Below are 19,444 nucleotides of genomic sequence, written 5' to 3'. Positions count from 1 at the left end.
GACCCAGAAGGCCCAATCCGCAGCACCCCCTCGTTCCGCATGGAACCGGGACCAAGCAGGACGCCGGACAGGAAGCGGTTCTCCCCGCTAAAGACCACCCACCCCTCCGCATCCCCCTCCCGAAGCACCCCCAGGGTGCCGCTTACCGTGAGGCCACTTACCCTCAGGACGCCTCCAGCTCCCACCTGCAACTGGCCCCGAAGCTCCACACCCTCTTCCAGCAGACCCCCGCTCTGCACCCGCAGGGGCCCTCCGTGCAGACTAACCGCTCCCCGCACCGTGAGCCCCGCCAGCTCCGGTAGGTTCATGGTGATGTTCCAGCGAGTCCCCGTGGGGTTGACGATCTCCGCCGTATCCCTAGGCCCTGGACAGACCCCACCCGCCCAGTTGCGGCAGTCGTTCATGGCCCAGCCGTTCCCAGCGCCTGTCCACACAAAAGGATTGCGCACCCGCACTCGCAGGCTGGCCTCCTCCTGAACCCCGCTCAAGCTAGCCACCAGGGTGAGAAGCCTCTCCCCCGTGGCTGCATCCCCTGCTGCCCGCAAGCGCACAGTAAAAGTCTGCTCGGCGGAACCTTCCACCGTGAGCCGATCTGGCTCCAGCGTCAAGCCTTGGGCCGGGCTTCCCTGCTCCAGCAGGCTCAAGGCCACATGAGCCCGCTCCTGCAGGTTCAAGGGTCTCAGCGCCAGCCGGATCTCCGTCTGCCCACCCCGTAGCACCTCCACCTCGGGCGTGAGGAGGCGCATCGTCAACCCTACCTGACAGCTCACCTCCACCAAGGCGCTCCGGCTCTCCGCCGCCCCCCTTTCCTCCACCGTCAGGAGGTAGTGGAAGGGACCAGCCTGCCCCGCCGGGCACACCCCGGCCAGCCTCAGGCTCCGGCTAGACCCGCCCCCCAAGGTGGTCCACTCCGTAGCCTGACCAGGAAGGAGGGGGCTCCCGTCCACCCGCACCCCGGGCCCCTCCCCCACCAGCCGCAACCGGTACTCCACCCCCTGGGCCGTGGGATTAGCCAGCACCACGCCGGCCTCCCCCGTGGCCCCAAGCCGCACCACCGTGGGGCTCATCCCAAGCCGTGCCCCCTGGGTGGCAGGCTGGGCCGTACCCCCGCCCCCCTGCCGTCCCTGGGCCACCTCCCCCGCAATCCTGGCCGCCCCAGAAGCATCCCCGCTCACCGCCGCGTCCAAAAGGCAGGCCCGCCGCAGGTACTCATCCTGGATGGGGTTGCAGAAGGCCTCCGCCGCCCTCAGCCGCTCCGGGTCCAGAACCGGCGGCCCCGCCGGGTAGCGGGTATCCGGCCTCGGCCCCGTAAACAGCCGCTCCCCAGCCGCTACCTCCCAGCTCCGCCCAAACACCTCGTAGAGCACCCCGAAGGAAAGAGGCGGGGTAAGGCGGCCCCCCTGCCGCGTCTGGAAGTCGTCCGCGGGGTTCCCGTTAGCGTTCCCCATCATCCCCCGCAGGCGCCCCGCCAGGGCCCCAGGCCGCACCGACCCCACCCCCAGCATCCGCACCTGGCCCCCGTTCAGGGAGTCCCCAACAACCACCAGGGCCGGCCGCGGATTCCCCCCAGGGAAGACCAGGGCCACCTCCAGGGGACGGCGGTCCGTCAGGCGATTGTTCACGAAAAGGTTCCCCCACCGGTTCACCGCCACGTAGGCGTCCCCCGGCAAGGCCAGGTAGCCCCGCTCCGAAAGCTCCGCGGTCCGGTCCTGCCCCTCCACCACCAACCCCAGGGGCACCTGGGGCAGGAAGTTATCCGCCTCGCCCCAATGGGCCCGCATCAGGGGGTAGACCTCCACCCGCACATCCCCCAGCCGGGCCGCCAGACGGCTGGTGTAGGTGGCGTCCGGGTTGCCCGGCATGGAGAGGAACTGCAGCTGGAAGGGCATCTCCGGGCTCTCGTTACCCCAGAACTCCCCCTGGGCGTGGAAGTCGTAGGCCGCCCCGTCCGGGGTGATGAGGTGTGGGTCGCCGAAGAAGCGTACGATCCGGTTCACACGCCGATCGGGGTCCTGGGGGTTGTTGTTGGGGTTATCGTCCTCGTCGGGGAGGCAGGTGACCACCGCGGGGGCCTCCGCCAGAATCTGCCCCTCCCGCTCCGCCCGCACCCGCCCCACGAAGGAGCCCTCCTCCGTGCAGCGGTAGGAGACCTGGAAGCCCTGGCTCTGCCCGTCCCCCAGGGAGACACTGCTGGGAGAAACCTGGACCTCCGTCCCCACCAGGGAAACAGTGAGGCTCCCCTCCCCCGCGTAGCCCACCCGCCCCGTCCCCCGGGCCGTCTCCCCCTCAAAGGCCCGCAGGGCCGGTACGTCCAGGGTCACCGTCTGGCACAGGTCCACCACCCCAAAGCGGACCCAGCCCACGCTCAACAGGGGGAAGCCGCTCAACCGCGCCTCCCCTACCACCACCACCCTCTTGGCCTCCGGGGGAGCAGCCGGGTTCCGGCATTCCGCTGGCCGGTCAAGGGTCAGGGTGAAGGTGTTGCCACTGGGGTTCCGTAGGCTGGCCATGGGCCGGGCCCCGGGAGTGTTCGCCTCCGAGAGCCGGTAGGCCTCCACCCGGGACAGGAAAAGCCCAGCCCCGGTCCACCGCCCCGTCACCCGCACCCTGTCCCCCAAAACCTCCCCCACCAAGGATTCCCGCCTGGGATTGGCCTCCAAGGAGAGCCACTCCCCCAGGTCCAAGGTCACCCCCCCCTCCAGAAGGGCCCTCGCGCCCTTGATCTCAATAATGTTCCCATCGAGTGCAGCCTCAAGCAGGTACCCCCGCAGCCGGCCCACCGCCTTGCGGGAGAGCTGGAACCGGGCCTCCCCAGGCTCCACCTCCCCTCGCAAGGCCCCACCCTTGGGGGCATAGGCGTAGCCCAGGGAGGTGTACACGGGGTATGCGGTGAGGGAGACCCCTATGGCGCTGGCATCCTTCACCATCTGCACCCCAAGCAGCTTGNTCTGCCCCCCAAGCAGCTTGACCAGCCACTCCAAAGGGGTGAGAAGGCCCCCGCCTACCCCCACCACCACGCCCCCACCCAACAAGGGGGAATCCACCCCAAAGCCAAACCGGCCCCCCAGCTCTACGTTCCCCTCCGCAAAGGGCGTCGCAAACACCGGCCCCCAGCTGAAGGAAGGGTCTGCCCTAAAGGGCAAGTCCGCCCCAGTATCGATAATCCCCCGAATCGCACCGCCCGCCCAGAAACCCACCTCCAGAAGGCTCACATCACGGGAAAAGTCGTCGTTTTCGTCAACCTGCCCCAGGAGGTTCAGGTTGCTCAGCCCAACCTCTGACCAAAGCGACAACCCCACAGGGTGCTGCAGCAGAGGCACGATCGCGTGGGCCAGCCAGGTAAACCTCCTCCTCCCGCTAAGGTCCCGGTGTTCCCGGTAAGCCTCTGCGTGCTCCCACACCAGCCGGCCCTCAAACTGCCCCCCTAATCCCAGCTCTCCCCTGACCCCGGCCGCGTTCATGCGCACCCGGCCCCCGCCTACCAAGAGATTCAACTTGCTCGCCAGCTTGGGTCTACCCTTATCCTTGTGCTCGCATTCAAAGGGCTGGGTAACAGAGAATTCCAGGTACACCTGCCCCAGCTTGGAAAGGTCCAGGCCCTCCAGGTTAAGGTTGCTTAAGGCCCGGTACTCGGGGGGCCCAAACTTACAGGTGTACCCCAGGACCTCCCTGCCCCCCCCGCTCTGGGGAACAAGCCCCTGCACCTGGATGCTACCCCACCTCTGCAGGCTCCCCGTGTCCAAAGGGTAGACCCCCGCCCGCAGGAGGGCATCCATGTCCACCTCCTCCTGCACCCGGGCAAACACCTCCCAGGGAGCCGCCATCTCCACCGCCAGCAGGGCGTACCCACCCCGCCGGGCCACCACCTCCCGTACCCGGCCGTAAACAATGGCCGCCTCCCCTGTGCCCGCTATCCACTTCCCCACCAAAGTGCCCAGATCCTGGCCCCCCACCGGCTCATCCCGTAGCAGCAGGGGAAACCGCGGCCGCTCCCCAGAACCCTCCGGTACCTCCAGCACCAGCGCCCGCCGCCACTCCTCCACAGAAAAAAGGGCAAACCGCGCCCGCAAAGTCCCCTCGTCCAACCGGTAGGCCACCGGGAACCCCACAAGCCCCTCGGGCAACAGCACCGTCTCCGGCCGGGGCTCCACCATGGCCACCGTGGCCAACCCGTTGATGTACCGCCGGCCGTCCCCCATGTCCCGCCGGCGCACGTTCACCACCAGCGCCTCCGCACGAAACTCCCGCGGTGCCTTCACCCGGATCCGCCCAGGCCCCGCCCAGGCCACCTCGTAACCCCCAGGGTCGTACACCTTCAGCTCCAGGTAGCCCGGATCCCCAGCAAACCGGTTCCCCGCCTCGTCCTCCACCCAGACCCCCAAGAACCGCTCCTCCCCAGGCGTCAGCACCAGGCCGTCCGGGGAAAGCACCACCCGGACAATCCGGTCCTGCCCAAGAAGAGACGCCCCGGAAGAAGGCGGCCCCACCTCCGAAGGCGGCTGCGGAAAACCCACCCCAGAGGTAGGCGGCGGCAGAGGCACCCCCTGGCCCCCACCCCCACCAGCCCGCACGGTGAGGGTGAGGTTGACCGTGCGCTCCGGCTGCCCCTGGGCCTGCCCCTTGAGGGTCAGGGTGTAGCCCCCCGCAGGCACCTGGGCCCCCACAGTGAGGGTCAGGGTGCTCCGGTCCCCAGTGACCGGGTTGGGGTCAAAGCTCCAGGCGATGCGGTCCGGAGCTGGGCTCTGCCCGAGCCGGTCGCTCCCAGAAAGGGAAAGGGTCACCGGCCCGGTGAAGCCCTGCCGGGTGAGGGTCACCCCTACCGTCCCCCGGGCCCCCGCGTCCAGGGTGAGGGTGGGAGAGCCCAGGCTCAGGGTGTAGCCCCCCCCGCCCCCACGCTGGAAGAGGCCGCAGCCCCCAAGGCCGAAGACCAGGATCAAAGCCGCCAGCATGCCAAAGATGCGGGCACCAGAGCGCATAGGCCACCTCCTGCCGCCAGGATATCCACCCCACCCTTACACGGGACTTAAACGGCGGGGGGCAACCTCCATACTTTCACTTTCATCACTTACTTACTTAAGGTGTATTGAGGAGAAAAAGCTCCAAGAGCAATCTCCACCCACCTCTAGGGGTACAGCATGGGCGGTCCGCTCCAGCGCACTTCCTCCAAGGCGCCATCAAAGCGCAGGATGGCCGCCAGCCGGGCCCGGGAGTAAACCCGGTAGGGTTCCTTGGGGATGAAGGCGGTCACGATATCCACGTGCCGCGGGGTGGCGTACTCCAACACCACGTGCAGGGGAAGCCTTAGGCGGGGAGGAAAGACCATGTAGCCCAAGACCAGCATCCTTTGGTCCTCAGGGTAGATGGCCAACTCCCTGCCCCATTCTAAGGCCCTTAGCACGTCCAGCTCGGTGAAGCCCTCCTGAAGCATGTGCTTGGCCACATGGGGCCCCAGGCGGTAGCGGCCTTCCCGGAGGTGGGGGAGAAGGTCTTCCAAGCGGCGGAGCTTTTTCACGGGAACCCACCCCCTCTATCCTCCCAGTCTAGGGTCCTCGCGGGGAAAAAGTGTGGGCTTTAGCGGTAAGGACCCAGGGCCCCAGGGTCCCGCACCGCTAAAAAAGCCCCGTAGACCCGGCTTGCCCCTGCCTTAAGAAGGGCTTCCTTGGCCCTTAAGAAGGTGGCCCCGCTGGTGAGGACGTCGTCCACGAGAAGCCAGCTTCCCTCCACCCGAAGGGCGGGAACAAAGAGGTCCTCGGGCAGGTACCGACGGGCCCGGCCCCGGGTGGGCTGGCTTGGGGTGTGGCGCACCCGCCGCAAAACCCTGAGGTAGGGAAGCCCAAGGCGGGCTGCCAGGATCCGTCCCAAAAGCTCAGGGGGATTGAAGCCCCTAACAACCAACCGGGGAAGCAGGGTGGGGACGGCGGTAACCCCGGAAAGCCTCCAGCCCTGGGCCAAGACCGCCTCCGCCAAGGGTTCGGCCAGAAGGGGGGCAAGGCCAAACCGTCTACCGTACTTCAAGGCCCGCACCATCCCTCCCACCCGCCCGTAAAGGCCCAGGTAAACCATCTCCCCCGCACCAAAGGCCCGTAGGCCCTGGCGGCAGGTGGAGCAAAGAAGGGGTGCATCCAACTTTCCACCACACCCCGGGCAGGCATGGCCCAATAGGCCCTCAAGAAATCCCCAAAGCATCCCGTAAGGCCTCGTCAAAGGGTGGGTAGAGGATCCCCTTCTCCGTGATAATGCCCGTAAGGTAGCGATGAGGGGTAATGTCAAAGGCAGGATGGTAGGCAGCTACCCCCAAGGGGGCAAGGCGCACCCCCCTTAGCTCCAAGACCTCCTCGGAGGAGCGTTCCTCTATGGGGATCCCCTGCCCACCTTCCAGGCTTGGGTCCACGGAGGAAAGGGGCAGGGCGGCATAGAAGGGAATCCCGTGGTGGTGGGCGAGAACCGCCAGGGTATAGGTGCCGATCTTGTTGGCAAAGTCCCCGTTTAAGGCCATGCGGTCCACCCCCACGATGACCGCATCCACCCGGCCCTGGGCCATGAGGAAACCCGCCATGTTGTCGGTGATCAAGGTGGCGGGAACCCCGGCCTTCTTTAGCTCGTAGGCGGTGAGGCGGGCCCCTTGCAGGTAGGGCCGGGTTTCATCCACCCAGACATGGGAAACCCGCCCCTGGCGGTGAGCCTCCACGATGGCCCCCAGGGCGGTGCCGTACCCCCCCGTGGCCAGGGGGCCGGTGTTGCAGTGGGTGAGGACCTGGCCCCTTAGCACCTTGGCCCCATGCAGGCTTATGGCCCTTTCCGTCGCCTCCACCTCCCGCCAGAGGGCCTGGGCCTCCTTAAGGCTTCCCGCCAGGTTCCCCCAGTGCGGGCGCATGCGATCCAGGGCGTAGAAGAGGTTCACCGCCGTGGGCCGGCTCTGCCTTAGAAGGCGGTCTGCCTCCTCCAGGTCCTCCCCCCTCAGGTGGGCCAGCACCATGCCATAGGCCGCGGAAACCCCGATGGCCGGGGCCCCCCGCACCACCATGGCCCGGATGGCCTCGGCCATCTCCCTGGCGGTGCGCACGGGAACCCAAATCTCCTCGAGGGGAAGCTTCCTCTGGTCCAGAAGCCAGAAGACCCTTTCCCTCTCATCAAAGCGAAAGGGCAGGATCCTTTCCACCCCTAAAGCCTAACGCAGCCTTAACACCCTGTCGTCGTGGGGGCGCACCTGGCCCCGGCCATCGCGGTTGGAGGTGGTGACGTAAAGGGCTCCATCGGGACCAACCTGCACCTCCCTTAGGCGGCCAAAACCCGAAAGGACCGTTTCCACCCGCGCCACCCGCCAGTGACCCTTGTCCCCTTCCAGTACCAGCCGCAAAAGGGCCTGCCCCCTGAGGCCCGCCACGTACAGGTCCCCCCTCCAGAAGGCCAGGTTCCCGGGAGGGAAACCCTCAGGCCAGAAGTGAAGGGGGTTGCGGTAGCGGGGGTCGTTCCCCCGTCCCACCACCCGGGGCCAGCCGTAGTTGCCCCCGGCCACGATCACATTCACCTCGTCGTGGCCGAAGCCCTGTTCCCCGCTGGGCCCGTGCTCGCTGGCAAAAAGCTCCCCGGTCCTCGGATGCCAGGCCAGGCCCTGGGGGTTGCGGTGGCCATAGCTATAGACCTCGGGCCGGGCCCCGGGGCGGTCCAGGAAGGGGTTCCCTGGCGCCGGCCTGCCCTCTGGCGTGATCCTTAGGATCTTGCCCCCCAAAGAGGACAGGTCCTGGGCCAGCTCCCGCTCGTATACCTCCCCTGTGGTCACGTAGAGCATCCCATCGGGACCGAAGGCGAGCCGCCCTCCGGAGTGCAGGCCGTGGGAACGGGCGGGAATGCCGTCCAGGACCACCCGGTCCAGCACGCCCCTATTCCCTTGGTGCCTCAGGCGTACCACCTGGTTCCTGAGGCCCCCTTCCTCCACCGTGCGGTAGGCGTAGAGGTAGGGCTCCCGGGGAAACTGGGGATGGAGGGCGAGGCCAAGGAGCCCCGACTCCCCCCGGTGGTAAACGGGAAGCTCCGCGTAAAGCGAGGCCCTTTCCCCCTGCACCCAAAGGATCCGCCCCGGCCGTTCGGAGATCAGGAAGCCCCCGTCGGGTAAAAAGGCCAAGGCCCAGGGCACCTCGAGGCCCCCCACCACCTCCTCCATCCGAATTCCTTGCGCCCGAACCAGGGAAAGCCCCAAAAGGCCCAGGAGCACCCGCCTGCGGGAAACCATACCTACCCCCTTGCGGGTGAGCCTAGCACACGCACCCAGAACCCGAAGGTGTCCCCCCGCACACCCCGAGACCTACGCCTTGGGGTCCAGGATCACCTTCACCGCCTGCCCCGAGGCCAAGAGGCCAAAGGCCTCCCGGTACTGGCTCATGGGTAGGCGGTGGGTGATGAGGGGGGTAAGGTCCACCCGGCCCGAGTAGACCAAGGCGGTGCCCTGCATCCAGGTCTGCCAGAGCCTTCTCCCTGCGATCCCGTAGGCGGTGATCCCCCGCATGACCAGCTCCCCCGCCAGGTCAAAGCGAATGGGATCCGAGGGAATGCCCAGGATCCTGGCCTCTCCCCCCGGGATCAAGGCCTTAAGCCCCTGGTGGATGGCCACCTCATTCCCGGAAAACTCCAGGAGGACCTCCACCCCGCTTCCCGTCACCTCCTCCACCACGGAAAGGAGATCCTCCTCCAGGGGGTTCACGAGCCGGTCGGCGTAGGGCCTGGCGAAGCTCAGGCGGTAGGGGTTGGGGTCGGACACCAGGATAGGCCCGGCCCCGCTGGCCCGGGCCACCATGGCCGCCATCAGGCCGATGGGCCCCGCCCCGGTGATGAGCACGCTCTTCCCGGAAACCCCACTCCCCGCATACACCGTGTGCACCGCATTGCCGAAGGGCTCCAGGATGGCCCCCACCTCAAAGGGCAGGTCCTTGGGGTTCACCCAGGCGTTTTCCGCCGGCACCACCACGTACTCGGCAAACCCGCCGTCCCGGTCCACCCCCAGGATCTGGGTGTTCAGGCAGACATGGTAGTTGCCCGTGCGGCAGGCGGGGCAGGCATGGCAGACGATGTGGCTTTCCAGGCTCACGTGGTCCCCCACCTGGGGCCTTTTCACTCCGGGCCCCACCCGTTCCACCACCCCGCTGAACTCGTGGCCTGTTATCAAGGGGGGTTGGATCCTGCCCCTCGCCCAATGGTCCCACCGCCAGATGTGGAGGTCGGTGCCGCAGATACTGGCAGCCTCCACCCGCACCAGGATCTCCCCCGGACCCGGCTCGGGCACGGGGCGTTCCACCAGGGTTAGGCCCTCTTCCGGGGCCAGCTTGGCTAAAGCGCGCATACCTGGGCCATGCTACCACCGGTAAAGGGCACCCACGCCGAAGCGGGTGGTGTCCGCCGCCTCGAGGCTAAAGCTCAAGCCCAACGCCGGGGTAAGGTCGTACCCCAGGGTGAAGGTGAAGCGGGCAAGCCTGCCATCCCCTGGCAGGAAGGTGGAGCCCAGGGAAAGGGTGAGGCCATCCCGGCGGTACTGGGCGCTCAGGGTCTGCTCCCCTCTGAGGTCCAGCTCGTAGCCCAAGAAGAGCTCGGGGCTCAGGTACTTGCCCACGGAAAAGCGGGTTTCCTCCAGATCTCCCCCCTGGAGAAGGGGAAGCTGCACCTGGAAGCGGTCAAGGCCCAAGGAACGAGCCAGCTCCCGCTCCAGCTGGCCCAGCACCAGGTTCTCCAAAGCGGCCCCCAGGGCCACCTGGGGGAGGGTTTCCGCCAGCCGGGTCACATCGGGGGTACCCAGGGTGAGGAGAGCGTAGATCTCGGGCTCGGTGAGGGCGGGATCCGAGGTGAAGCGGGGCTCGAGGCGCACCTTAACCCGGCCGTTTTCCCGCAAAAACTCCCCCGTGGCCTCCAGGAAGACCTTGTGGCCCCGGGTTTCCGTCTGGGCCTTAAGGCGAAACTCGGGGAGGATGCCCCGGTCGGGGGAAAAGCGCAGGAAGCTTGCCGAAGGATCCAGGGTAAAGAGGGAATCCCACAGGCGGAAGTTACCCCACAGAGCCTCCACCTGTCCGGACAGGTAGGGGTCGGCGTAGCTTCCCCCCAGAAACACCTCCCCCTTGAGCTCCCCCTGGGCCAGGCTTTCCTGCACCAGGACCCCCCTTTCCGCATACACCCGCACCCCCTCGAAGACCAGGGGCACGGGGGTGGGCTTTTCCGCCCCGCTTCCCCCCAGCCCCACCCCCCCCTGGGTCAGCTCCTTGGCCCTCGCCTCCGGCAGGGCCAGCCTTGCCCTCAGGACCTCGGCGTTGCCCGTGAGGTGGTAGGTGCCCTTCTCCTCGTAGAGGAAGAAGCTCTTCACGTCCAGGAGGCCCTCTTGCAGGTAGTACTGGGGGTAGTAAAGGGGAAGCCGGCCGTAGCCGGCAAGGCGCAAGGGGAAGAGGGTTCCCTGGGCCTGGGCCTCCCCCAGGTGGATTTCCACCCCGTAGCCTGGGTATCGGAAGGCCACCTCCGCCGGGGTTTCCTCCTTTAGCCCGGGCAGGGTAACCACGCCCTTGGCGCTAACTTGAAACTCCTCCAATCTACCCTCGAGGCCCAGCCTGGCCTTCCCGGGGAAGGGAGCCAAAAGGGTAAGCTCCCCCTCCGCCCGCGCCCCCCCGTTCAAGGAGAGAAGCCCCTGGGGAAGGTATCCCGCCACCGGCCCCAAGCGGAAGCGGAAGTCCTTGAACTCCACCTGGAAACCCTCCCCCTTAAGCCTCAGGAGGAGGCTTCCCGAACCCTCGGGCTGGTAGGGCTTTAAGGGGGGCACCACCTGGAGCACCGGGGTGAAGACCGTATCCCTGAGGTTTAGGTAAAGGTCGCTCCCCTCCGGGCTCCAGTACCCCCCGCCCTCCCAGCTTCCCCGGCCCAGAAGGCGAAGCCGGTCCACCAGGACCCGGCCTCCCTCCAGGCGAAAGACCGCCTGGCCCTTAAGCTCATCCCCAGCCCCCACGAAACGCAAGGCCTCCCCCACCAGGACCCCCTCGCCCCGCAGGGGGTGGGAAAGGGGAAGGCGGAGCCGCACCGCCCCTGTCCAGTAGGCCTCCCCTTCCAAGGGCCCCGCTACCGCCATGAGGAGGAGATGCAGGGGAAAGCCCCGGAGGGAAGCAGAAAGGTCCAGCCGGTCCCCCTCGAGGGCCACTTGGAAGGGACTTTGCCCAAGCTGCCCCTTGCCCTGCACCAACCCAGGACCCAAGGCTCCCGCGAAGAGGAAGGGCAGGCGGCTTCCCGCCACCTCCGCATCCCCCTCCAGCCGGCCCTGGGCCCGGGTACCCTCCAGGGCCAGCTCCCCGGAAACCACCCCCTTCAGATAAGGGGCGTAGCGGCCCACGAGATCCTCCAAGGCCGCTCCCTCCAGGCGAAGCCTGCCGCTAAGGGGAAGAAGCCTTCCTTTGGCGGCGATCCGGCCCACCGCTCCCTCTAGCGCCCCCTCCACCTGGTACCCCTCTCCAAAAACCCGGCCCCGGAAGCGGCTTTCCAGGGAGGGAAGGGGAAGATCCACCCGGACTTCCCCGGCAGGGGGGTAGGAAAGCTCGCCGGCAAGGTAGGGACCCTCCGCCCAGAGCCTGGCTTCCAAAAGCCTCCCTGCCACCTCCAGGGCCTGTTCCCCCGCCCGGTAGGAAACCCTGTAGGCCCCTCCAAGATCCACCTCTCCCTGAAGCCTCCCCGCCCCCGCCGCCCACCAGGGAAAGGCAGGATGCTCCCCCAAGAGGTGCACCCGGTCCTTCTCCCCTTCCAGGCGCAAGCGGAAGCCGGAAAGGTCGAAGGCCAAGGCCCCCTCCACCTTGCCCCCGGCATAGGCCAAGGCCCCTTCCCCTTGGGGGCTGGTCAGGGTCAGGGAAAGGTCCTCCAAGTTCACGCTTCCCTCCAGGGGCAGGCCCACCCCGGGCACCCGGTAGTCCAGAAGAAGCCTGTCCCCCTGCCCCAAAACCCCAAGGCCCCCGGGCAACAGGGCTTTAAGTATCCTTCCCTCCCCATCCGCCTGGCGGGCCGCCAGGTCCAGGCGCACTTCCCCCACCTCTAGACGAGGCCAGGCCAGGCGCACCCTTTCCCCCAAAACCTCCCCCTGGAGTTCGGGGATCTGTTTTCCGGAAAGCTCCAGGCTTCCTTCCTTAAAGGCCACCTTCCCCTTCCAGGCCTCCTGCCAGGCCACCTGCCCCTCGAGGTCCCCGTGGAACCCCAGGGTGAGCCCTTCCCTTCCGTACCGCCCTTCCAGCTCAGCCCTCCGGCCCCAGGCCATGAGGGCCAGGTTCAACCCCACTTCCCGCCAGGGACCCTCCACCCTGCCGGAAAGGGTCAAGGGACCATAGCGGAACCCCTCAAACCGAAGGGCCACGCCCTTAGGCCCCACCTCGCCGGACACCCCCGCCCCGGAAACCTGCACCTGGAAGCCCTGAAGCCCCATCAGGGAAAGCGCTACCTCCCCGTAGTGGTACTGGCCCTTAAGCCACTCCCCGGGATAAACCCCTTCGGCCCAAAGCTCCCCCAGGCCCCGGGGCAGGGCCCCGGCGTAGCGGTAGGCCAGGCGGAAGGGGGAAAGATCCAGCCGCCCGGAAAGGGGAAGCCCCTCTCCCAAAAGATCCAGGCCCAGCCCCTCTCCCCGGGCCAGGACCACCCCATAGGGAGTGGAAAGCCTGCCCTCCCCCGAAAGCCTTCCCCGGTACCCCTTTTCCGCCAGGTAGCGGTACTGGCCCTGGAAGGCCACGCCCTGGTACGCCAAGCTCCCTGATGCCCAGACCTCGAGGCCCGGGCACCTCCCCAAGGGCAGCGGCAGGCAGAACCCTCCCTCCCCTAGGCCCTGCCAGGCCCCCTCCCCCTGGAGCTGGAACAAGCCCGCCCCGAGGTCCACCCTTCCGGCAAGCCCCCCCTGGGGCAGGGGGTAGCGGAGGGTGAGGAGGCCGGAAAGCCCCTTCCGGTAGCGGGCTTCCCCCATAAGCCCCGGCCCCTGGAAGCTCCCCACCACCTCCCCATCCCGGTACCTCACCTCCACCTTTTCCCCAAGCACCTCCCCCAAAAGCTCCGCCCGCAGAGGCCAGAGCCACGCCTTCCCGGATAGCCGTCCCTCCGGACGCTCCAGGCTTACCTTAAGGGCCTCCTGCCAGGGCCCATCCGCCTCCGCCTTAACCCGCACGGGAAGGCCAAAGGGGGCGAGGTCCCGGTCCAAGTCCAGGACCAGATGCCCCTCCGCAAGCCTCAAGCGGAAACCCTCCGCCTCCCCCCCCAGGGAAAGGGCCTCCACCCCTAAGGGCCCGCCCCGGTAGCGGTAGGCAAAGCGGAAGGGCAAAACCTCCCCGTTCCCCAAGAGGCTTCCCTGGCCCTCCAGCTGGCCCAAGGGCTGACCCCGGGGAAGCCCAGGCCACCCCGCTTGAAAACTCCCCTGGGCTTCCAGCCGTGCCTGGCCCAGCTCCAGGCGGTATTGGGCCTTTCCGGAAAGGAAGAGGTCCTCCAGGGTCGCTTCCGCCGCCACCTCCCCCGGAAGGTCCTTGCCCTTCAGGGTAAGGTGCAAAGGCCCTTCCCCCTCCCCCTTTAGGAGAAGCCCATGCCCCTCCGCCCAAAGCCTTCCCCGATACCCCTCCGGGCCCCAGGAAAGATCCACCCGAAGGGCCATTCCCCCCACCTCGCCCTCGCCCATGGCCGAAAGGTGCCAGGCCCCGTCGTACCGGGCCCACAAGGCCAAGGGCGCCTCCCAGAAAACCTCCGCCCGGGTTCCCTCCCCCTTCAGGCGCAAGGGGCCTTCCTGCTCCAGGTAGCGGAGGCTCCTAAACCTTCCCTCCCCCTGGTAGCGGCTCCCCTCAAAGGCCCACGCCACCTCCCCTTCCCCATAAGGGGAGGCATGGCGCAGGGTACCCTCCCCCCTCAAGGCCAAGAGGTTTACCCGGCCCGCAAGCTCCGTCCACCCAAGCCCATCCTGCTGGTAGCGGGCCTCCAGGGCCAGGCCCTCCAAGGGACCCCTAAGCCCAAGCCCCACGGGACCGTAGCGGAAACTCCCCTCCACCTCCCCTTGAAGCCCGGGCCCCAGGCGGAGCCTCCCCTCCCCGGACACCCTCCCTAGCCCCCAGAGCCTCCCCTCCTTGGGAGCCCAGACCAGGCCCGCATCCCGATCGGAAAGGAGGAGGCGAAGAATCCCCTCCCGGTAGTCCAGGGCCAGGGATTCCGCTCCATAGCGCACCCGCGCCCAGGCCTCCCCTTCGCCGGAAAGGGTCAGCCTTCCCCCCGCCCTTCCCACAAGCGAAAGGCCCAGGGCCCGGGTCAAAGGGGCCACCTCCTCCAGGGAAAACCCCACCTCCTCCCCCGTTAGCGCCGCCTCGCCGCCCTCCCACCTTAGGGCCAGGAAGGGCTTACCCTGGTATCCCCCCTGGAAGGTGAAGGGCAGGCCGGCAAAGTTCCCCTCCCCCCTCCCCGCCACCTGAAGCCCCTGGCCCTGGAAACTCCCCGCAATCCTTCCCTCCCTTCCCAGGGCAGCAAAGGGCAAGGCCAGGCTACCCCGATAGCTAAGTCCCTCCCCCTCGAGGGACAAGGGACCTTGCAACCGGTAGCGGAGGCCTCCCCCCTCGGTCCACACCTGGCCCGAAAGGGGCAGGGCGCCAAAGTAGGGAAGCCGAGCCTCCCCGGCAAGCCCCAGGCGGAAGGCCCGCCAGGGCCCTTCCCCCTCCGCCCTTAGGCGTACTTCTAGCCCGTTTTTCTCGTACTCTCCCCGCACGGCTAAGGAAAGCCCTTCCGGGGAAACCTGGCCCTCTCCCTGGAAGTAAGGCCCAGAAAGCCTTGCCCGGGCGGCAAGAAGCTCCTCCCCGGTGAAAAGGGCCTCCCCGTAGGGGCTTTCCAGCCTAAGCCTTCCACCCCGGGTACCCCAGGTGCCGCTGGCCCGTGCGGGTAGCCCCCAAGGGGAGAGGTCAAAGGCCTCCGCCCGGAGCAGAAGGCTTAGACCCTCCTCGTACCCCCCCAGGAGACGCAGGCCCGGGGCCTGGCCCTGGAAGCGGAAGCCCGCCCCCCGCCCCACCAGGCCGAGCCTTAGGTCCGGCTTCTCCAGGTGGGCCTGGGCCTGGTAGGCAAGCCCCAGGAGGTCCAGCTTCCCTGCCATCCGCACCGGACCCACATAGGGGACCTCCCCCTGCCCCCTTACCCTTAGGTCCCGCCAGCCTCCCTGAGCCTCCACGCGGCCATAGGGAGAGGAGAGGCTAAGATGGCCTCCTTCCAGGGTACCCTCCGCCTGGAAGCGGCCGGAAACCCCTCGGTACCTCCAAGGAAGGGCCAGGTGGAAGGGGTACCGCCCGGTGAACTCCAGCCTCCCCACCCCCAGCACCTCCAAACCTTTCCGGTCCAGACGGAAGGCCAAAGGAGGCACCTCGAGGCCCTCCGGCAGGGGGGGGAGGAACCTGCCCGCAATCCGCAAATCCGGGTAGACCTCCCCTTCCCCCTGGGCGTACCCCTTTAGCCCCGCCAGGACCAGCCTTCCACCCTCCCCCCGGAAAACCCCCGCCAGCCAAGGGGTTTCCACCCGGGCCCAACCCTGGAAGCCCCCATCATAGAAGAGGTCCGCCCCAAGGACCAGGGGTCCAAGCCGCGCCCTTCCCCTCAGGCGTAAGCCCCCTTGATGGCGGAGGAGGAGGTCCTGGGCCTTCAAGGTGAGGCCCGGCTTTGGGTCGTAAGCCCCGGCAAAGGGGAGGCTTCCCCAGGGGGTCATGAGCCTTCCCTGGATCTCCGCCCCCAGGCGGCGCAGGTCCCCTTCCGCCTCCAGGTAACGGCCCTTCAGGGCAAGCCTTCCCGAAAGCTCGCCATCCCGGTACAGGGCTTGCCCGGAAAGGCGGAACTCGTCCAGGGCATGGATGGGCAGGTCCCGTAGGCGCAGGGCCAGGGCCCCCCCCCGGTACTCCCCCTCCCCATAGGGGCTTCGGAAGCGGAAGGCCCCCTTTTCCTGCCCCACCTGCAAGGGGAAGGCCACATAGGGGGAGGTGTAGCGCAAGGAGGCCTCGAGCCTCCCCGAGATCAGCCTTCCCTTTCCCTCAAGGCTTCCCACCGCCAGGGGCGTGGGGCTAAGGGCCAGAAGAAGATGGCTCCAGGTTCCCCGGAGGGCCAAGGGTCCAAGCTGGCCCGCCACTTGCTCCCCATTCCCCGCCACCTCCCCCGAAAGATCCAGGGGCCGGAAGAAGGGAAGGCGCACCCCGGGGCTTTGCACCCGGGCCTGCCACCGGCTTCCCTCGCTTTCAAAGGCCACCTGGGCCCATCCCTCCAGGGGCCTGGGCCAGGCCACCTGGCCTAGGGCTTCCGTGCGGTTCCCCTGGCCCTTAAGGACAACCCTGCTTCCCAAGGAGTCCTCCAGGCTTGCCTGGTAGCCTTGGCCCACCAAGCCAAAGCCCAGCCGGTAGGTGCGGTCAAAAAGCCTTCCCTCCGCCTCCGCCTTCAGGGAGAAGACCCGGTCGAAGGAAAGGGTTCCCCGGTGGCGGAAGGGCTCGGAGAGAAACCGCCCCTCCCCCAAAAACCTCCCCTTCACCCGGATCCGGTCCCAGCCCTCCCCCTCAAGCCGAAGCTCCCCATCCCCCTCCACCGGCAGGGAAAGGCGGTAGTGCCGGGCCAGGGCGGGAAGCCGGGGCCGGCCCGTGAGAAAGAAGCGGTAGCGCTCCGCCTTCAGGTCCACCTCGGCCCTTGCGGAAAGGGGCCCCTCCAGGCCCACTCCCCTTAGCTCCGCCTCCACCCGATCCCCCTTTAGGCGGATGGGCCCCTCCACCCGGGTGAGGAGGAAGCCCACCAGCTCCACCGCCCCTTCCTCCACCCGGCTTTCCCCTTCCACACCCGCGGGCAGAAGGCGCAAAAACCCGGAAAGCCTTCCCCCCTTAAGCCCCGGGTAGAAGAAGGAAAGCCCTGCCACCTCGCCCCTATAGCGCACCTCCCAGGCGGAAAGATCCCGGGCCAAGGCCTGTGCCTCCCCCTGGAAGCTTCCCCCGGGAAGCCGGGCGATAAAGGCATAGGGGTCTTCCCCGGCCAAGGTGAGGCGCAGGAGAGGCAGGAAAAGCCTCTTCCCCTTGGGAAGCTCCACCTGGACCTCCTCCAGGAGGAGCTGCCGGAAGACCACCCGAACGCTAGGGGGCGGTCCGGGTTTTTCCGGGATCAGAGCCTCCCAGGTGGGCTTGAGCCTCGCACCCCGCAGGGCCACGGAAAGGGGAAGCTCCTTGCGCAAAAGCCCGAGAAGGTCATAGCCCAGGCTCACCTCCCGGGCCTCGAGGGCCACGCCCTCCCCCCTCAGGGCCACCCCCTTCAGGCGGAGGCCAAAGAGAAGGTGGCCCCGCACCTCCCCCACCTGCCCCTGGAAGCCCGAAAGGGCAAGCCCCTCCTCCACCGCCACCCGCAAAAGGGGAGGCCAGGCCAAAAGGAGAAGGACTAGGGCGAACCCCAGGAGGAGGAGAAGCTCCCGCCGCATCCCTATTAGCATAGGCACCGGAGATGAAAACCGCGTGGCAAGCAGGCTAAAATGCCACCATGCCGCGCCTGGTGGCCTTGGTCAAGGGAAGGGTACAGGGAGTGGGGTACCGGGCCTTCGCCCAGAAGAAGGCCCTGGAGCTAGGGCTTTCCGGCTATGCGGAGAACCTCCCCGACGGCCGGGTGGAGGTGGTGGCGGAAGGCCCTGAGGAAGACCTCCTCACCTTCCTCCACCACCTCAAGCAGGGACCCCGCCTGAGCCGGGTGGAGGAGGTGGAGATCCAGTGGGCCGAGGAAACCGGCCTAAAGGGGTTTTACGTGTACTGAGGGGCCTGGGCCCACGGCTGGGGCCGAACCCCCACCTTCAGGAGGGCCTCCGCCAGGGCCTCCCTGAGCTCCGAAACCCCCGTACCCTTCAAGGCGGAAACCGGTACCCCGCCCAGCTTCTCCTGCAGGTAGAAGAGGTCGTAAGGAGCCGCCCGGTCCGCCTTGGAGAGGGCCAGGACCCGGGGGGCCTCCACCCCCAGCTCCGCCAGAAGCTCCTCCACCACCCGGTACCGCCCCATGGCCCCTTCCTCCGAGGCATCCAGGACGTGGATGAGGAGATCGGCCTCCCGCACCTCCTCGAGGGTGGCCCGGAAGGCGGTGAGGAGCTCCTTGGGCATCTGGCGGATGAAGCCCACGGTGTCCGTGAAGAGCACCTCCCCCACCCCCGGCAGGAAGCCCCGGCGGGTGAGGGGCCTTAGGGTGGCGAAGAGCTTGTCCTCTCCCGCCTCCCCGCCCCGGGCCAAGGCCTGGAGGAGGGTGGTCTTGCCGGCGTTGGTGTAGCCCACCACGGCGATGAGGGGCACACCCCGGCGCTTCCGCTGCCGCCTCGCCTCCTCCCGGCGCCGGGTGAACTCCTGGAGCTTATGGCTTAGGTGGGCGATCCTTTCCTGAAGCCTTCTCCTGTCCACCTCCAGCTTGGTTTCCCCGGGCCCCCGGGTGCCGATCCCACCCCCCAGGCGGCTCAACTCCTTCCCCTTCCCCACCAGGCGGGGGAGAAGGTACCTTAGCTGGGCCAGCTCCACCTGGGTCTGGGCCTCGGGGGTTTTGGCGTGCAGGGCAAAGATGTCCAAGATGAGCTGGGTACGGTCCAGGACCTTGAGGCCCGTGGCCTTCTCGATCTCCCGGGCCTGGGTGGGGGTGAGCTCCAGGCCGAAGATGAGGGTGGAGGCGTTTTCGTGGTAGGCCAGGCTCTTGAGCTCCTCCAGCTTGCCCAGCCCCACCAGGTACCGGGGGTCCAGGTGGGGGCGGAAGACCAGGACCTTTTTCACGGGTACCCCGCCGGCGGTGCGGGTGAGCTCGGCGAGCTCGGATAGGTAGGCCTCCGCTTCGGGGCCCTCCCCCCGGTCCACCCCCACCAGGATGGCCCGCTCCCCACTCCCATCCACCAGCTCCCGCACCCGGGCCTGGCGGGCCAGCTCCTCCTCCAGGGCCTCCACCTCCGCCTGGTGGTCAAAATCCAGGTACTGGAAGTAGGGTTTCGGGGGAAGGATGCGCCAGTCCTCCGTGACGTGTTCCCTTCGGGAAGCAGCCAGGGCCTTGGGCGGGGAGAGGAAGGCCAGGTGCAGGGTGGTGGGCCTCCCGTCCTCCACCTCCAAGGCCGCCAAACTGTCCAGCCGGTTCAGGAAGAGGACGGAAAGGTCGGGGCGGGAAAGCCCCCCCTTGGCCAGGTGGGTGTGGAGGAGCCGGAAGCCCGATAGCCTCCTCTCCCCCCTGGCCCCCTCGGGGATGGGCAGGTCCTTGGCATCCCCCACCCCCACCCGCACCACCCGGCCCTCCCGGTCCAGGAGGAGGCTGATGGGCCTCCCCACCTCCTGGGAAAGCCCGGCCAAAACCTGGGCCAGCTCGGGGGTGAGGACCCTTTCCTTAGGGATGCGCCTCCGGTACAGGTTGGAAAGCCTCTTAAGCTCGCTCTTCTTGAGCCCTTCCGTCTTGCCGAAGATCTTCTCCAATGCTCTCTAAGTATACC

General features: G+C 67.8%; 9 protein-coding genes. 1 reads left to right on the top strand and 8 read right to left on the bottom strand.

The genetic code is table 11. The features are described from left to right. From C2847_RS12415 to C2847_RS05190, 7 genes are all read right to left on the bottom strand, one after another. A partial coding sequence (locus C2847_RS12415) for a hypothetical protein (protein WP_208619931.1) occupies nt 1-2,927 on the bottom strand: 2,927 nt, incomplete at its 3' end. Nucleotides 2,928-5,122: 2,195 nt separating this feature from the next. Beyond that, nucleotides 5,123-5,512 carry a DUF4258 domain-containing protein gene (locus tag C2847_RS05215; protein ID WP_105317407.1) on the bottom strand — a complete coding sequence of 130 codons (390 nt, stop codon included), beginning with the start codon at nt 5,510-5,512 and terminating at the stop codon, nt 5,123-5,125. A 59-nt stretch (nt 5,513-5,571) separates the two neighbouring features. Next, entirely contained in the window at nt 5,572-6,186 is a 615-nt protein-coding gene (locus C2847_RS05210; RefSeq protein WP_105317406.1) for a ComF family protein, read from the bottom strand. Beyond that, nucleotides 6,167-7,159 carry an S-methyl-5-thioribose-1-phosphate isomerase gene (gene mtnA / locus C2847_RS05205; RefSeq protein WP_105317405.1) on the bottom strand — a complete coding sequence of 331 codons (993 nt, stop codon included), beginning with the start codon at nt 7,157-7,159 and terminating at the stop codon, nt 6,167-6,169. Before mtnA ends, C2847_RS05210 begins: the two co-directional genes overlap by 20 nt. Before the next feature lie 9 nt (nt 7,160-7,168). Beyond that, complete coding sequence (locus C2847_RS05200) at nt 7,169-8,230, bottom strand: PQQ-dependent sugar dehydrogenase (RefSeq protein WP_105317404.1); 1,062 nt, start codon at nt 8,228-8,230, stop codon at nt 7,169-7,171. Nucleotides 8,231-8,302: 72 nt separating this feature from the next. Continuing rightward, complete coding sequence (gene tdh, locus C2847_RS05195; RefSeq protein ID WP_105317403.1) at nt 8,303-9,334, bottom strand: L-threonine 3-dehydrogenase; 1,032 nt, start codon at nt 9,332-9,334, stop codon at nt 8,303-8,305. Between the two features lie 12 nt (nt 9,335-9,346). Beyond that, complete coding sequence (locus C2847_RS05190) at nt 9,347-17,431, bottom strand: translocation/assembly module TamB domain-containing protein (RefSeq protein WP_105317402.1); 8,085 nt, start codon at nt 17,429-17,431, stop codon at nt 9,347-9,349. 59 nt (nt 17,432-17,490) lie between these two features. On the opposite strand from C2847_RS05190, the gene C2847_RS05185 reads away from it, so the two are divergent. After that, on the top strand, nt 17,491-17,757 hold the full coding sequence (locus C2847_RS05185) for an acylphosphatase (RefSeq protein ID WP_105317401.1): 267 nt from the start codon (nt 17,491-17,493) through the stop codon (nt 17,755-17,757). Here the strand turns inward: C2847_RS05185 and hflX are convergent. Beyond that, nucleotides 17,745-19,427, bottom strand: a complete 1,683-nt coding sequence (gene hflX / locus C2847_RS05180) for a GTPase HflX (RefSeq protein WP_105317400.1) — start codon at nt 19,425-19,427, stop codon at nt 17,745-17,747. The two genes, C2847_RS05185 and hflX, sit on opposite strands and share 13 nt — an antisense overlap. Between the last annotated feature and the right edge of the window lie 17 nt (nt 19,428-19,444).

The organism is Thermus tenuipuniceus, assembly GCF_002964845.1.
Taxonomy (GTDB): domain Bacteria; phylum Deinococcota; class Deinococci; order Deinococcales; family Thermaceae; genus Thermus; species Thermus tenuipuniceus.
This window is presented reverse-complemented; position numbering and strand designations above follow the sequence as displayed.

What these genes read in the sequence shown, in the direction of transcription:
- tdh (WP_105317403.1), bottom strand. Translation starts at nt 9,334, where the DNA reads ATGCGCGCTTTAGCCAAGCTGGCCCCGGAAGAGGGCCTAACCCTGGTG.
- C2847_RS05210 (WP_105317406.1), bottom strand. Translation starts at nt 6,186, where the DNA reads ATGCTTTGGGGATTTCTTGAGGGCCTATTGGGCCATGCCTGCCCGGGG.
- C2847_RS05190 (WP_105317402.1), bottom strand. Translation starts at nt 17,431, where the DNA reads ATGCGGCGGGAGCTTCTCCTCCTCCTGGGGTTCGCCCTAGTCCTTCTC.
- C2847_RS05200 (WP_105317404.1), bottom strand. Translation starts at nt 8,230, where the DNA reads ATGGTTTCCCGCAGGCGGGTGCTCCTGGGCCTTTTGGGGCTTTCCCTG.
- C2847_RS05185 (WP_105317401.1), top strand. Translation starts at nt 17,491, where the DNA reads ATGCCGCGCCTGGTGGCCTTGGTCAAGGGAAGGGTACAGGGAGTGGGG.